The organism is Pseudomonas sp. LjRoot71 (genome assembly GCF_964253255.1).
Lineage (GTDB): Bacteria > Pseudomonadota > Gammaproteobacteria > Pseudomonadales > Pseudomonadaceae > Aquipseudomonas.
Genome location: NZ_CAXURA020000001.1, coordinates 1,649,974 through 1,665,380, shown reverse-complemented (window position 1 = coordinate 1,665,380; position 15,407 = coordinate 1,649,974). Strand labels below are relative to the sequence as shown.

Here is a 15,407-nt window from a genome sequence, read left to right as displayed (position 1 = left end):
AAATGGTGTCCACTTAAATCAGGTGGACACCATCGCCTTTGGCGTCGGGGCCAGGAAGGTGTGTTGGCCGGACGGATACGCTTCGCAATACGCTGGAGCGTCAGCACATGAAAAATATAAGCATTGAGGACGTAAGTGATTTTCTAACGCGAGCAGGAGAGCCAGTAGCTAGTGCTTGTGAGGATGAGGTCGCTGGAGTCGCCATGGCTCAGGAACTGTGCCCAGGAAAACCATACTGTTCAGTAAGGCAATGGATTCTCGTCGACCTCGATATTTCAGATGACAAGAAAGCGTTGGTTACAGAGCAAGGATTTCAGCCAATTCTTCTCTATGCCCACACTGTAGTCACAGATAGTGCTCGTCGATTCTTACCAGGCGACTGGGTCAGGAGTACGCTTTTGGTCGAACTCAAGAATAACTATATCTTTGAAACTAATAACAGTGTCTACATCCTTCTGGGCGCAGGAAGCAGGAAAAGCGCAGCCCCCGATGTTGTGACCAGCATATTTTAATGAACTGCGGGATGTCACCCGCGAGCTGTGCCTGAATCGCGTGGTGATCGGCGGCTCCGCCGCGCCGCGCGCCCTGGTCGAGTGCTTCGAAACCCGCTTCGATGCCCGTGTGCTGCACGCCTGGGGCATGACCGAAATGTCGCCGCTGGGCACCGTCTGCCGTCCGTTGCCCAAGCATGCTGGCTCGTCCCTGGAGCAGCGCCTGGATCTGCAGGCCAAACAGGGCCGCCCGCTCTGCGGGGTATCGATGAAAATCAGCGACGACGAGGGCAACGAACTGCCGCACGACGGCAAGGCCTTCGGCCACCTGCTGGTCAAGGGTCCCTGGATCGTCAGCAGTTACTTCCGTGGCGAAGAGGCGTCAATCCTCGACGCAGAGGGCTGGTTCGACACCGGCGATATCGCCACCATCGATCCGGATGGCTACATGCAGATCACCGACCGCTCCAAGGATGTGATCAAGTCCGGCGGCGAGTGGATCTCCTCGATCGACCTGGAGAACGCTGCCGTCGGCCATCCGGCCGTGGCCGAAGCCGCGGTGATCGGCATCGCCCACCCCAAGTGGCAGGAGCGTCCGCTGCTGATCGTGGTGACCAAGCCCGGTAAACAGCTCAGCAAGGAGGAGGTGCTCGGCTTCATGATCGACAAGGTAGCCAAGTGGTGGCTGCCCGACGATGTGGTCTTCGTCGATCATCTGCCGCATACTGCCACCGGCAAGCTGCAGAAGCTCAAGCTACGCGAGATGTTCCGCGACTTCCGCCTGCCGGAGTAGCCCGCAGGAATCCAGCGCCCCAGTTCACTTCAGGGCGCAGGCTGATCGTAGCGCGACTGTCCTGCGCAGGGCTTGCAGCCGCTTTGTCGGCTATAAGAACAACGAGTGGGGGGTGAGCGGCGCCGGGGAAGAAACGCTCGCCGAGCGCGCCCATCCGACGGCAGTGAGGCGCAAATATCCTAGTGCATACCGACCCTGAACTGGTCCTGAAAACCACGCCTCCGCGAGTGCAGAAGTCTGCCCTGCAGCGCTCTCGCTTGAGCCTGGACAGCCCCAGACTAGCCGACAGTGCAGCCATTTCGGTGCAGGCCTCACCGGGCTTCGGCAAGACCCAGCTACTCGCGCAGTGGCGGCGCGAAAGCCTCGCGCGCGGCGCCATCGTCGCCTGGCTCACCCTCGACGAGCGCGACGATGGCTACCGCCTGGCCCAGGGCCTGTACACGGCGCTGGCCATGGGCAGCGGCCGCAGCGCTACGCCGCCCAGTGTCAGCATGATCGGACAGGAGCCCGGTGAACTCGAGGGGCTGACCGGCTGGCTGGCCGAAGTCGCCGACATGGCCCGGGAAACCCTGCTGGTCCTCGACGAGGTGCATACCCTGCCGGATGCTTCGGTGCGCCACTGCCTGACCTACCTGCTGCGCAACGCCCCCGCCAACCTGCGCGTAGTCATGGCCTCCCGCAGCCGTCTGGCGCTGCCCATGGCCGACCTGCTGGCGCAAGGACAGTTCGCCATGATTACCGGCGAGGATCTGCGCTTCACCGTGGAGGAAACCCTGGAGCTGCTCGCCAGCCGCTTCGGTCAACGTCTCGATCCCGACAGCTGCCTACGGCTTTACGAGATCACCGAGGGCTGGCCGCTGGGCCTGCAGTTGTCGATTGCCTCGCTCGAGCGCCACGCCGATCTGCAGCAGGCCATTGCCGAACTTGCTGTCTGCGGCGGCGATATCCAGCGTTACTTCGTCGACGCCCTGCTCAGCCGACTGGCGCCGGAGCAGGCCGAGTTCCTCTACCGTATCGCCCCCTTCGAGATGGTCAGTCCGGCCCTGTGCACTGCCGTGCTGGAAGATCAGCGCGCCGCGATCTGGCTCGAAGAGCTGTGCGCCACGACCCCGCTGATGATCGAGGGCGTCGACAGCGAGTGGGTGCGCATCCACCCGCTGGCCCACGAGCTGCTGCGCGCCCGCTTCGCCGAACTGCCCGAGGCCGAGCGTCTGCTCATGCATCGCCGGGCGGCGGCCTGGCTGTCGGCCCAAGGCCAGCATGAAGAAGCCGCGCGCCATGCCCTTTCGGCCGGGATGTTCGAGCAGGCCTACGCCCAAGCCGAAGGCAGTCTCTACGAAATCATGCTGCGGGGACGGTTTGGTCGCGTCCTGGAATGGCTGGAGCGTATTCCCGAAGCCGAAGTCCTGCGCCGCCCACGTTTGCGCCTGGCAGCCGCCTGGTCGCTGGCGCTAACCGATCGCCAGGACGAAGCCCTCGGTCTGGTCGAGGGCATAACCAGCGATCCGCAGGCCGGCAGCGAAGAGCGCTGCGAGGCCGCCATCATCGCCGCGTCGGCGGCCTATTTCGCCGATCGCCCGGAACAGTCGATCGCCATCATCAAACCCTGGCTGGAAAACCCGCCCGAGTCGCTAAAACTGCGCTCCATCGTCAACAATCTTGAGGCCCGCGTGGCCCTGTGGCAGGGGCAACTGGAGCGCGCACGTCACTGCTGTCTGCACGCACCGCATTACCAGTGGGCGCCTGGCCTAGATGCCATTGGTGGTTTCCGTGAATGGGTGCTCGGCCTAAGCTACTGGTGGGAAGGCCGCATGAGCGCCGCCGAACAGGCACTGCGCCAAAGCCTGGGCCGAGCCGACCAGGACATCGGCCGCCGCAGCGCGATGGCCGTGACCCTGGCCACCGCGCTGGCGGCCGCCCTACTGGAGCAAGACAAGCCCCAGGAAGCCGAGACCGTGCTGGCCAACCGACTGGATATCCTCGCCCGCCTGGCGGCGCCGGAAGCGGTAACACTTGGTTACCTGACCTCGGCGCGCCTGGCCTTCCTGCATGACCATTCACACCGGGCAATGGACTTGCTCGAGGAACTCTTCGCCTTGGGCGAGAGTCGCCACCTGCCGCGTTTCTGCATCCTCTCGCTGACCGAACAGATTCATCAGCACGCGCTACGCGGGCATGCGCAGACCTGCCTGAGCCTGTGGCGGCGTCTCGACGCCCTGACACCCGACGTGCTGCGCACGCAGACGGGGGTACTCGGCGCCGAGCTGGCCCTGCCGGTGGCAATGGCGCGCATCCAGGTCGCCCTCGCCCAGCAATCCGACTGGGCCGAGTTGTTGCCGTTACTGGAACAGTCCGGCCAACTGGCCGAACGCTTGCGCCGTGGACGGGAGTCCGTACAGGTCAAGCTGCTGCAGGCCATGGTCCGGCAGAAGCTGGGCCAGGACGGCAGCCAGTTGCTGCACGAGGCGCTGGACCTGGCCGAGGAGCTGGGCCTGCGCCGTGTACTGAGCGATACCCACCCCGACCTGGCTGAGTGGGTGGCCAAGCAGGGCGGCGCCTTACCCCGGTCAAAGACAGAAACGGCGACCGAGACGATGGCTCACCCGCCACGCACCAGCAAGCCGGTCAACGTGTCGCCGAGCCAGTTGTTGACACCCAAGGAACAGGAAGTGCTGCAACTGTTGGCGCGCAACCTGACCAACAAGCAGATAGCGCTGGCGCTGAATGCGGGCGAGGAAACCGTCAAATGGCACATCAAGAACCTGTTCGGCAAGTTCCAGGCAGGCACCCGCAAACATGTGGTGGATCGCGCCTATCTGCTCGGTATCCTGGGACCCGAGACTTGACTGGTTTGCCAGCACCGCTCGGCAACAGGTAGCCCCCGACCAGGCAGCCGTAGCGAAACGGATCGCACCGCTCGCCCGTGCATTCCAGCTTCGATGACTTTCGCTCGGACGATGCCTTGTCATCGAGCGCCCCCCAAGAGCGCGGACACCGCGAACCGACCTGTGCCCCCCACACAAGGGGGCGGCGGCAGCTCCTGCCTTCGTGGGTAATCTGGATGGTGCCGCGCCAGACACTGTCGAGCACCCTGCCCAGGCGGTGCAGCGCGTGCACCAGGCCAGCGCTGAGTGCCAGCGACAGAACACCAGCAGAAACCGAGGTAAACCTGAACATGTTCAGCAAACCACTGTTTATCGTCTCACTGGGCATTGCTGCACTCGCGCTCATCGGGTCTACAGAGCGCTCGACGATGATCGCCAGCCCCAGGCAGCCCCAGGCGCTCTCGACGGCGCTGGTCGATATCTGGCCACGGTAGCCCGCTCACAAGCGCGCAATGCGAGCCGGCCTCCACAGCTGCGCGGCCCCTTCTCGCCAGCCCCGGTTACTCACGGGTTAACGGGCATGAGGAAGGCGTCGCTGCGCGACTTTCACGCTAAGATAAGGCCGGCCAACCACACACGAGTGCTTCCTATGCCGGACCAACCGATCAACCTCGAGAGTGAGTTCCTCAGCAGGGCCCGCTATGCCAAAGGTAAGAAGACTCTGCAGGCAATTCTCGATGCCACCTATGACCTGATCATCGAGGAAGGGCCGACCGCCGCCTCGCAGAAGGCCATCGCCGAGCGGGCCAGGGTGACCCAGAGCGCAGTGCGCCACTATTTCCCGACCAAGGAAGACCTGCTGGTTGCGTTTTTTGCGACCGGTATCGAGCGTCTGCGCCACCTACTCAAGGCGAAGATCGCCGAGGTCGAGCTCGACCCCCGCACCCAACTACTCGATATCGCGGCCCTGCACTTCTCGCGCATCCGCGACACCGACGACGTGTTCTTCTTCGAGGCCACGGCCTTCTGGCGGCGCCACCCAAACTACAGTGAAGTACGTGACCGCTGGTATCAGGAGGCGAGCCGCTACTACCAGGGGCTGGTGCAGAAGATTCATCCGGAGTGGAGCGAGATGCGCTGTATTGAGACCAGCTATCAAATCCTCACCCTGATACTCGGCGGCTGGATCACGGCAGGACGCTCGAGGCCTGTGCACCAAGAGCGTGACCAGGAATCGCTGACTGCAATACTGCTACGCGGGATCGAGCGGCTGATCGACTAGCAGGCGGCGCCACGGCTCGAGCCCCCCTCCGGCACATCCGGCAGCCAGGACTCAGCGCACCCGCCTCACGGGCCGATCAGGCCAGCACCAGCACATGATCCCGACGCTGCAGCGGCCGGGCCAGGCGAATCGCTCGCGGACCGGCGCCGAAAGTGCAGCGGCGCACGCCAACGCCTTGTCCAGCAACCACAGCGCGTGCGGCGCGCTGGCCCGGCTGCAGCGGGCGCCACGCCAGTCCGACACTACCAGGCCGAGGCTCGGGTGCACCTTGCGCTCGCCGTCGAGGCCCACCAGCTGGCCTGCGGGCAGGTCGGCATGGCTGTCGACCCAGGCGTTGTGATGCTCGGCATCGGCCAGCAGTTGGTGGCCCCAGTCTCGGAACAGCAGGGCCAGCACCGGCTCCAGGGTGGCCTGGATGGCCTGGATGGCGTAGCCGGCCAGGTAGCTGCTTTCCGCACAATCGGGGAACTCGCCGTCGGCGATATTGACCAGGTTCATGCGTTCGGTCCAGCGGTAGACGTTGGGCGCGCGTTGCGTCATCAGCATCGCCGGCACCGGGTCGCGGCCAAGGTGGGCAAACAGCGGCGCCATGAAGCCAAAGTCGGCGATGCTCGGCCGGCCGCCGAGCAGGTACGGGTAGTGCTGGAAATGCACATCCAGCGCATCGAGCAAGTCCAGATAGGCCGCCTCCACCGCCGGGATGGTCTCGGGCGTGACCCCGAGAAGCGGCAAGAAGCCATTGAAGTAATCCATCAGGGCGGCGCCGGCGGCAAGCCGCCCTTCACGGTCGGGCCCGCTGCGCACCGCCCGACCAAATTCGGCGCGCAGGAACTGCTCCTGCTCGGCGCGGTAGCTCCAGCGATAGTGCATGGCCGCAGCCAGCAAGCCTTCGCTGCCAAAGCCGTCGAGCAGGTGCGCCACGCAAGCCTGCACCGGCGTTGCCGGGAACATGGGATTGTCGGGAAAACGCCGCTCGAGCGCCGCGAGGATGTCGGTACTGTCCTGAATCAGCTCGCCGTCCGGCAGTTCCAGTACCGGCGCTACTATCAGGCGCACGGCGGACACTATCTGGGTCCGGAAGCGCGGATGCGACAGCAGCATCTCACGAAACGGCAAGCCTTTCTTGATCAGGTAGGAACGCACCTTGCCGGTGTACAGCGAGTGGGGCGTACCCCAGAGGGTCAGGGTTTGGGCGTACTCAGTCATGCTGGGCTCACTGCTTCTGAGGTGATTGGGGGCAGGCCACTGTTGCGCCTGATTATTAGGCGCTCGGACGCCAAAAAACTTGTGATTTTGGAGCAGATCTACACCCGCGCCCCTCAGCGGAACTTGCCGCTCCCACGGGACGGCGGCTTTACCACGCCACCTACCGGTCGGGCGCAAGCGCCGCGTATCGGCATGCCGGCAGCGTTCCAGGTGGGCGCTCAGGCTATGGCATGCGGCGCGGAAATTGATGCATGCCAACAAAAAGCGCATCTACATTGTTCTGTTCGGACTGGCTTGCAAACTGCGTAGCAACCCGCGGGGCATCCACCTCAAGGCCAATCAGAAAACAAGACCAGTGCGAGGATTGATCATGACCGTTATGCCGTTAACCAAGCCCGAGCAGCCAGTACTTGGCACAATCGACCATCCTGCCGCCTGGACTGCGCAGAGTCTGATGGCGCAGACCGACCAGTGGATCTAACAGCTGAACGCAGACGATATCGCCGAACTGGATGCCGCTCTGCGGCAGATCAGGGCCGAGGGGCTGCAGGTACCGAATTTCTGCAAGGACGATTTTCCGATGCCGAAGCTGGCGGCCAAGTTGGCACCCTATACAGCGAGCCTGGATTTCGGCCTCGGCATTCTTTACATCAAGGGCTTTTCGGTCAGCCGTTACACCAAGGATCAGGCCAGTGCGATCTTCTGGGGGATAGGTTGCCATATCGGCAGGTCCTGGGTGCAGAACAATCGTGGCCACCTGCTCGGCGACATTCGTGACGAAGGCCGCAGCCTTGACGACCCAATGGCGCGCGGCTATCAGACCACGGCAGATCTGGACATGCACACCGACGGCGCCGACATCGTCGCGCTGCTGTGCCTGAAGCAGGCGCCGGAGGGCGGGGAAAACCAGCTCAGCAGCGCCGTGTCGGCCTACAACAGGTTGCTGGAGAGCGACCCGCAGGCACTCCGACATTTGCTGGAAACCGAATATTGCATCTACTGGCGAGGCGAACAGCCGGCGGGTGAAGAGCCCTTCCACCGGGCCAGGGTACTTACCCCCGTCGTGGGTGCCGTGGCCTGCCTGAACCTGATCGGCTATATCCACAGCGCCCAACGCCTGCCGCGGGTCCCGCGCCTTACTGAGCAAGACCTTGAAGCCTTCGCGGCATTCAAAAAGGCCATCTGGGCCGAAGAGCTGGTGGTGCGCGTGCGCCAGGAGCCCAGCGAGAAGCGCCATCTGCGCCGCCTCTGGCTGGAAAGCCCGGCATGGCAAGGCAAGCGGCCGGCGGCCATGGAGAGTCTGCTGCGGGTCTCGAACACCTAGAAGCACCCCGAATCCAGCGTGCAGATGTGGGATCACATGTAGGCGCGCACCAGGCCTGGTCGGGCCATGGGCTCCCGCAGAAACCGCGCAGTGCCGGCAGGCCCTGCGCGGTTTTTCTTTCATCTGATCTTCACCATCCGCTTGCCGCGTTTGTCGCTGTGCAGCAGGCCAACTAGGCTCTCGAAACTGTCCAGAATGCCCTCGAACACAGTGATGCGACTCGCGGCCACCCGGGCGTGCAAGCGCTTCTCGCTTCGCCCAGGCGGTCGAAGAAGTCGGAACGACTGCAGTGCTCATCACCGGCCCAGCGTGCGGTTAGGCTGCTTGGCGCCTTCTCGCGGTCGTGTTCCTGGTTGCCGTCTGCAAGCTGCCTGCACTCCTGATTTGTCAGGGAACGGATGACCAACCCAACAAACACCACACGCGAGTTGTTTCCAACATACGACATCGCCGGGAAAAATCCGACCGGGGGTACAAAACAACTCAGCCGCGTGGTATATTCTCTTCCAGCCCGCGCCGCCGACCGAAGCTTCCGGTACCGCCAGGGCAACCGCCGAATCACATGAGGATGAATCATGAGCGCTATGCAACTGACCAAGATCAACCACCCGGCCGCCTGGACTGCCCAAAGCCTGATGGCGCAGAGTGACCAGTGGATCTACCAACTGAGCGAAGAGGACATTGCCGAACTGGACGCCGCGCTGCAGCAGGTCAAGGCCAAGGGGCTGGTCGTGCCGAAGTTCGGCAAGCAGGATTTCCCTATGCCGAAGCTGGCCAAGAAGTTGCAACGCTACCTGGACAGCCTCGTCTCAGGCCTGGGCATTTTCTACCTCAGGGGCTTTCCCGCCGAGCGCTATACCAAGGACCAGGCCAGCGCGATCTACTGGGGTATCGGTTCCTATATTGGCAAGCCTTGGCAGCAGAATGCCCGCGGCCATGTGCTCGGCGACGTGATCGATGAGGGGCGCAGCGTCAATGACCCCACCGCGCGCGGCTACCAGACCACCTCCGACCTGGACCTGCACACCGACGGTGCCGACATCGCCGGCTTGCTGTGCCTGAAGCAGGCCCCCGAGGGCGGCGAGAACCAGTTGTGCAGCGCGGTGGCCGTCTTCAACAAGGTGATCGAGGACAACCCCGCAGCGGCCCAGCATCTGCTGGAGACCGAGTACTGCATCGACTGGCGCGGCGAAGAGCAGCCAGGCGAGAAGCCCTACTACAAATCGCGCCTGCTGAACCGCCTGGACGACGGCGGCATCGCCTGCTTCTGCCTGACCGACTACGTGCGCAGTGCCCAGCGCTTCGACGAGGTGCCGCGCCTGACGGAGCAGGACCTGGAGGCGTTCGAGGCGTTCAAGCAGGCCAAGTGGGACGAATCGCTGGTGGTGCGCCTGCGCCAGGTGCCCGGCGACATGCTGTTCTTCAACAACCATTTCATGATGCATGCGCGTAGCGAATACAAGGATGCCGCCGAGTGGGAAAACCGCCGTCATCTGCGGCGCCTCTGGCTGGAGACCGACGTATGGGAGGGCAAGCGTCCGGCCGCCATGGGCGCCCTGCTGAAGAACGCCCGCGAGTTCTGGGAAAAGAACGACGTTGGCGTACCGATGTGGGATCAGCTGTAACGCTCGATCAACGAGTTACTGCCATTATTGTTTGTTACCAGAGAGAACCGAACATGACCCACCCGGTAATAGAGGTTGCGCAGCTGTCGGCATTGCTCGCCAACGGCACCAAGCTTGCGATCGTCGATTGTCGCTTCGATCCCATGGCCTCCGATGCAGGGAGACAAGCCCATCTGGCCGGGCATATTCCGGGCGCGCACTATGCTCATCTGGAACTGGACCTGTCAGCCGCGGACAAGTCCGCTGGCGGTCGCCACCCGATCCCAACGGAGGGCGAGTTCACGGCCCTACTGCAGCGCTTCGGCGTCGATGCCGACACCTTGCTGGTGACCTACGATGCCGGGGACCTGGCTGCCGCATCGCGGCTCTGGTGGATGGCTCGCTACTTTGGCCATGACAAGGTGGCGGTGCTCGATGGCGGTATCGCTGCCTGGGTCGCGGCAGACCAGCAAGTCGAGCCCGGAGCGGTGGCGGCTGGCAACGGCACCTTTGCGGCGAACATCGACCCGGCCCTCTGCGTCGATTTCCAGGCGGTGTGCTATGGCGAGTATCGCCCGGTACTGATCGACAGCCGCGACCCACCCCGCTACAGCGGCGAAGTCGAACCGATCGACCTGCATGCCGGGCATATTCCCGGCGCCATCAACATGCCCTGGCGCGAATCACTGGGTGAAACCGGCCTGCTACGCGACGCCGAAGCCCAGCTCGCCCGCTGGCAGCCGCTGTTTGCCGACAAACCCGCGCCGATTCTTTATTGCGGCTCCGGGGTCACCGCCTGCGTCAACCTGCTGGCCCTGGAGCTGGCCGGGCTGAGCGGGGCGCGGCTCTATCCCGGCAGCTGGAGCGACTGGTGCCAGCGCGGTGGCGTGGTTGCTACCGGCAACGCCTGAAGACAACGAGGAGTCAATAGATGTCGTAGCAACTCAGCCGGCCGGGGCGCCTGCGCCCCGCACCAGAGAGCTTTCTCACGGAGGCGCAGATCGGCGAGGTCAAAGCCGGGCGCCGCGACTTACTGCGCAGCAGCCTGCTGGCCGCTACCGCAGCCCTAAGCGCCCCCCTGGCCGCTAGGGCGGGCGCCGGCGATCCGGCGATCCTCGAGCTGCCCAACTGGTCGAAGAGCGCCGGCCAGCCGGTCGCCGCCCGTCCCTACGGCCTGCCCTCAGAGCATGAGGGCAACCTGCAGCGCCGCGAGATGCGCGGCCTGTCGAAGGTCAGCGGCAACTCCGCCTCCTTCACCCCGCTGCAGGGGCTGTTCGGCATCATCACGCCCTCCGGCCTGCACTACGAGCGCCATCACCAGGGCTGGCACGACGTCGATCCGGCCCGGCACCGGCTGATGATCACCGCGTCCGATCCGTCCCTCATCCGCACCCCCATGGTGTTCAGCATGGATGAGCTGATGCGCCTGCCGTCGGTATCGCGCCTCCTCTTCCTCGAATGCGGCGGCAATACCGGCACCGAGTGGAGCAATCCGCTGGTGCCGACGGTGCAGTATACCCATGGTCTGCTGTCCGGCTCGGAGTTCACCGGGGTACCGCTGCGCCTGCTGCTGGAGCATTGCGGAGTCGACTTCAAGAAGGCGCGCTACCTGCTGGCCGAGGGCGCCGACGGCGCGTCCCTGACCCGCACCATTCCGATGGAGCTGGTCGAGTCGGGCGAGGTATTAGTCGCCTACGGGCAGAACGGCGAGATGCTTCGCCCGGAAAACGGCTACCCGCTACGCCTGGTCGTGCCGGGGGTGCAGGGGGTGTCCTGGGTCAAGTGGCTGCGCCGCATCGAGGTCGGTGACCAGCCCTACGCCAGCCGTGAAGAGGCCATCCACTATGTCGACCTGATGCCCGACGGCATGCATCGCCAGTACACCTCGATCCAGGAGTGCAAGTCGATCATCACCAGCCCGTCGGGCGGGCAGACCCTGCTCACCCAGGGCTTCTACAACGTCACCGGTCTGGCCTGGTCGGGGCGCGGCACGATCAAGCGGGTCGATGTGTCCTTCGACGGCGGGCGCAACTGGAAACCCGCACGCCTGGATGGCGCGGTGCTGGCCAAGGCCCTGACCCGCTTCAACATCGACTGGGTATGGGACGGCCGGCCGGCGATTCTGCAATCGCGCGCCATCGACGAGACTGGCTATGTGCAGCCGAACTACCGGCAGCTGCGCGCCGTGCGCGGCAGCCAATCGATCTACCACAACAATGCCATCCAGTCCTGGGAAGTACTGACCAGCGGTGAGGTGAACAATGTCCAGGTACTCTGAAGCGCTACTGCTGTGTGCGCTGCTGGCAGGCTCGGCAGCAGCGGCCGAGGACCGCTTCCAGGGCATCGGCCGCACGGCCACGCCGGATGAGGTGCGTGCCTTGGACATCGACGTGCGCGCGGACTTCCTCGGCCTGCCGGTCGGTTCCGCTAGCGTGGCCGAGGGCAAGCAGATCTTCGCGGCCAAGTGTGCGGCCTGCCATGGCGCCGCCGGCGAATCCGACGCCATGTTCACCCCGCTGATCGGTGGTACCAGCGCGCAGGACGTCAAGGCCGGACGGGTCCAGGCGCTCAGCGCCGGCCCCACCCGCGTGCGCAGCCTGTTCATGAAGACCGCCACACTGTCCTCGGTGTTCGACTACATCCAGCGTGCCATGCCCTGGACCGTGCCCAAGTCTTTGCAACCGGACGAGGTCTACGGGGTGCTGGCCTACCTGCTCCACCTCGCGCAGATAGTGCCGGCGGACTTCGTCCTAACCCAGGCCAACATGGCCGACGTGCAGGCGCTGCTGCCCAATCGCCACGGCATGACCAACGACCACGGTCTGTGGCCCGGTGCCCCGGCCAGCCAGGGCGGCATGGGCAACGGCGGCACCCCGGATGTGCAGGTCGAGGCATGCATGCGCGACTGCGCCGACGAGGTCAGGCTGGGCCCGCCGGTACCGCCGCCGATGCGTCAGGCCCAGGGCAACCCCGCCGAGCAGAACCGCGCTTTCGGCGCTGTGCGCGGAACCCCACTCGGCGCCAACTGACCCCCCACGCCACGGGGGGGGGCCATGACTCCCCCGTGAGTTCACAATGCTCCCAAACTGGAAAAACCAGGATGAGCATTGTGTCTACCCAACAAGAACTAGTTTCTGCAGCCGCCCATCAACCATCCAGGTCACGCCTGTACCTATGGCTGGTGTTCGCCCTGTTGATCGCCCTGATGATGTCCAACTACCTGTCGCGTCAGGTGGTGACCGTACTCTTCCCCTTTCTGAAGAACGACTGGAGTCTGTCGGACGCTCAGCTGGGTTCGCTGGTCAGTGTCGTCGCATTGACCGTCGGCCTGCTCTCTCTTCCCATTTCGCTGCTGGTCGATCGCTACGGGCGAGTGCTCGGTGTGACCCTGATGGCGCTCATGTGGGGCGCTGCCACCATCCTCTGCGCCATGGCCGGAAACTTCATGCTGCTGCTGGTAGCCCGCATGCTGGTCGGCGTTGCCCAGGCGGCCTTCGGTAGTGCCGGCGGCGCCATTTTGCTGGGGCTGTTCCCGGCGCGCCAGCACTCCACGGTCATGGGGGCTTTTCTCGCGTCAGCCCTGTTCGGCTCGGTGTTCAGCATCGTCCTCGGTGGCATCCTCGCCGAGCGCTATGGCTGGCGCACGGTTTTCGTGGTCTTCGGCGTGATTGCCCTGGTGACAGCCGCACTGTTTCGTCTGGTTGCCCGTGAACCTGCAGCGGCACAGGGTCAGGCAGAGACCGGAGCGGCCAAGCTGCCCATGCGCCAGGCACTTCGCGCAGTGTTCTCCGCTCCGACAGCCAACTACGTCTACCTCGGTTGCGGCCTGCAGATGTTTACCGTGGGGGCGACCATTGCCTGGATACCCAGTTACCTCAATCGCTACTACGCCATGGAACCCAGCGAGGCGGGCCTCAAGGCGGGTCTGTTCGTGCTGGTATCAGCCGTCGGCATGACTCTCGGCGGAGCTCTGGTAGACCGTCTCGCGCGCCATGCGCCGGAGCGCAAACTGGGCCTCACCGTGCTCTATGCCGGCGCCACCATGCTGCTGTTCATCGCCGCGTTCAGCCTTGAACCCGGCATGCTGCAACTGCTATTGGTCGGTGCCGGCATGCTCCTTTCCGGCGCCCACAGCGGCCCCTCGAGCGCAGTAGCCACCCAGGTCAACGACCCACGGGTGCATGCCACAGTGCTGGCCGTGATCGCCCTGGCCATCAGTTTGCTGGGCATGGCACCCGGCCCCTTCGTAACCGGTCTGATCGCCGACTTCACCGACTTGTCCACCGCCATGGCCGTGATGCCGCTCGCAAGCCTGTTGGCCGCACTGTGCTTCCTTGCCGCCAACCGGCACTATCACAAGGATGCCCAGCGCTTTCAACTCGGTCCCGAGTCGGGTATCAATGCGTTGGAAACCGGATGCCCGAGCCCGAGCACCGCTGAGATGGGCAGTCAGGGCCAACCTGCCAGCCCCCCCCCCGCGACGCCTAAACTGCAGGCACCGCGCCCCAAGAGGTCATGAACGTGTCCCGTTACTACCTACTGTTGCTGCTCATACTGATCAACATATTGAGCTACGTCGATCGGCACATGCTGCCGGCGTTCGCCAGCCAGATTTCTGCTGACCTCGAGCTCTCCCGCCAGCAGTTCGGCGCGCTGACCGGCTTCGCCTTTGTCACCGTGTATGCACTCAGCGGCCCACTGATGGGCGTGCTAGCCGACCGCTACAACCCGAGCAAGGTCATCGCCTGCGGCATCCTGCTATGGAGTGCGATGACCTTTTTCACCGGGCTGGCCAAGAACTTCCTGCACCTGCTTATCCCACGCATGGCCATCGGCATAGGCGAAGCCACCTTGCACCCTGCTGCCGCAGGCATACTCGGCCGCCTGTTCTCATCCAGCCAGCGAGCTACCGTCTTCGGGCTGTTCTTCATGGGCAGCCAGATCGGCCTGGGGCTGGCGTATTGGTTGGCCGGTAACGTGGGCGCTGACATCGGCTGGCGCAACATGTTCTACCTGCTGGGCGGCCTTGGCGTAGTGATCAGCCTGTTGCTGGTGCCGTTCTTCCGGCTCACCAGCAAAGAGTTGCCCGAAGGGCATGCACAACACAGGTTGCCAGGGCTCTCCGTGCGCGCCATGTTGAGTCAATTGGCTACGGCATTCAGGGGCAATGCGAATTTCCGCTGGGCCGTGATCGGCATGTCAGTCATGCATATGCTGTATGCAAGCACCCAGTTCATGCAGCTGTGGCTGGTGGCCGATAAAGGCCTGGAGCAGTCCGCTGCCTCGTCGCTGTATGGCGGTATCTTCCTGGCCTGCGCCATTCCCTCGTCCCTGCTCGGCGGCATGGCGGCCGACTGGTTCTGCCGCCGCTTTGCCAGCACGCGCGCCCTGTTCATCGTCATCGTCGTGCTGATCAGCGCGCCCTTGCTGATACTGTTCCGCCTCTCCACGCCAGGAACACCTCTGTTCTATACCGGCATGGCGGCATCCGTATTTATGTTGGCCTTCCCCTATGGCGCAATGTTCTCGCTGGTGCTGGACCATGCACCAACAGGCATTCAATCGACAGCGGCGGGCTTCACCATGTTCATCGCCAACGTGCTGATCATCGGCACCGGCACCTACGCCATCGGCTTCTTCGCCGACGTATTCGAGGCGCAAGGCGTGGCCACGCCATTGACCACGGCCCTTCTCGGGGCGGATTTCATCACCCTGCTGGCGCTGCTGTTCTATTTCAGGCTGCACCGGTCGACCCGAGATCGGGGGACGCTGCAATTGCTGCATGACCAGTGAGCGTGTACCAGCCTCCGTTCTGCCGATGCTGGCGGGCACTGGTCGCCCCCGGGTATGACCACCGGGCTGTCATCCGGCGACTGCCGGTC

13 protein-coding genes are annotated in these 15,407 nt (G+C 64.1%); 12 read left to right on the top strand and 1 reads right to left on the bottom strand.

The features are described from left to right. Nucleotides 1-107: 107 nt before the first annotated feature. The 4 genes from ACSQ17_RS07925 (at nt 108) to ACSQ17_RS07910 (ending at nt 5,391) form a co-directional block, all read left to right on the top strand. Nucleotides 108-512 carry a DUF6957 family protein gene (locus ACSQ17_RS07925; protein ID WP_203477192.1) on the top strand — a complete coding sequence of 135 codons (405 nt, stop codon included), beginning with the start codon at nt 108-110 and terminating at the stop codon, nt 510-512. A 43-nt stretch (nt 513-555) separates the two neighbouring features. After that, nucleotides 556-1,284: an AMP-binding enzyme gene (locus ACSQ17_RS07920; protein ID WP_296277346.1), complete on the top strand. Its 729-nt coding sequence runs from the start codon at nt 556-558 to the stop codon at nt 1,282-1,284. A gap of 227 nt (nt 1,285-1,511) precedes the next feature. Next, complete coding sequence (locus tag ACSQ17_RS07915) at nt 1,512-4,130, top strand: LuxR C-terminal-related transcriptional regulator (RefSeq protein ID WP_296277345.1); 2,619 nt, start codon at nt 1,512-1,514, stop codon at nt 4,128-4,130. Between the two features lie 628 nt (nt 4,131-4,758). Then, a complete protein-coding gene (locus ACSQ17_RS07910) occupies nt 4,759-5,391 on the top strand; it encodes a TetR/AcrR family transcriptional regulator (RefSeq protein ID WP_436068195.1) in 633 nt (210 codons plus the stop codon). A gap of 51 nt (nt 5,392-5,442) precedes the next feature. On the opposite strand, the gene ACSQ17_RS07905 is transcribed toward ACSQ17_RS07910, so the two are convergent. Continuing rightward, nucleotides 5,443-6,597, bottom strand: a complete 1,155-nt coding sequence (locus ACSQ17_RS07905; RefSeq protein ID WP_203477186.1) for a glutathione S-transferase family protein — start codon at nt 6,595-6,597, stop codon at nt 5,443-5,445. 247 nt (nt 6,598-6,844) lie between these two features. Here ACSQ17_RS07905 and ACSQ17_RS07900 point away from each other — a divergent pair, with 247 nt between their 5' ends. The 8 genes from ACSQ17_RS07900 to ACSQ17_RS07865 all read left to right on the top strand — a co-directional run bounded on the left by ACSQ17_RS07900 (nt 6,845) and on the right by ACSQ17_RS07865 (nt 15,318). Further along, nucleotides 6,845-7,078, top strand: a complete 234-nt coding sequence (locus ACSQ17_RS07900; protein ID WP_296277342.1) for a hypothetical protein — start codon at nt 6,845-6,847, stop codon at nt 7,076-7,078. Nucleotides 7,079-7,177: 99 nt separating this feature from the next. Next, nucleotides 7,178-7,921 (top strand): TauD/TfdA family dioxygenase, encoded by a 744-nt coding sequence (locus tag ACSQ17_RS07895; RefSeq protein ID WP_203477184.1) that lies wholly within the window; start codon nt 7,178-7,180, stop codon nt 7,919-7,921. 575 nt (nt 7,922-8,496) lie between these two features. Then, nucleotides 8,497-9,546, top strand: a complete 1,050-nt coding sequence (locus tag ACSQ17_RS07890; protein WP_436068194.1) for a TauD/TfdA family dioxygenase — start codon at nt 8,497-8,499, stop codon at nt 9,544-9,546. A gap of 53 nt (nt 9,547-9,599) precedes the next feature. Next, the gene (locus tag ACSQ17_RS07885) at nt 9,600-10,436 is read left to right on the top strand and encodes a sulfurtransferase (RefSeq protein ID WP_296277340.1); all 837 of its coding nucleotides are present in this window, start codon (nt 9,600-9,602) and stop codon (nt 10,434-10,436) included. A gap of 50 nt (nt 10,437-10,486) precedes the next feature. Continuing rightward, complete coding sequence (soxC, locus tag ACSQ17_RS07880; protein ID WP_436070445.1) at nt 10,487-11,803, top strand: sulfite dehydrogenase; 1,317 nt, start codon at nt 10,487-10,489, stop codon at nt 11,801-11,803. Next, entirely contained in the window at nt 11,787-12,554 is a 768-nt protein-coding gene (locus ACSQ17_RS07875; RefSeq protein ID WP_436068193.1) for a c-type cytochrome, read from the top strand. The genes soxC and ACSQ17_RS07875 overlap by 17 nt, the downstream gene beginning before the upstream one ends. 80 nt (nt 12,555-12,634) lie before the next feature. Next, nucleotides 12,635-14,044 (top strand): MFS transporter, encoded by a 1,410-nt coding sequence (locus tag ACSQ17_RS07870; RefSeq protein ID WP_436068192.1) that lies wholly within the window; start codon nt 12,635-12,637, stop codon nt 14,042-14,044. 2 nt (nt 14,045-14,046) lie between these two features. Then, nucleotides 14,047-15,318, top strand: a complete 1,272-nt coding sequence (locus ACSQ17_RS07865; protein WP_436068191.1) for an MFS transporter — start codon at nt 14,047-14,049, stop codon at nt 15,316-15,318. The last annotated feature ends 89 nt before the right edge of the window (nt 15,319-15,407 follow it).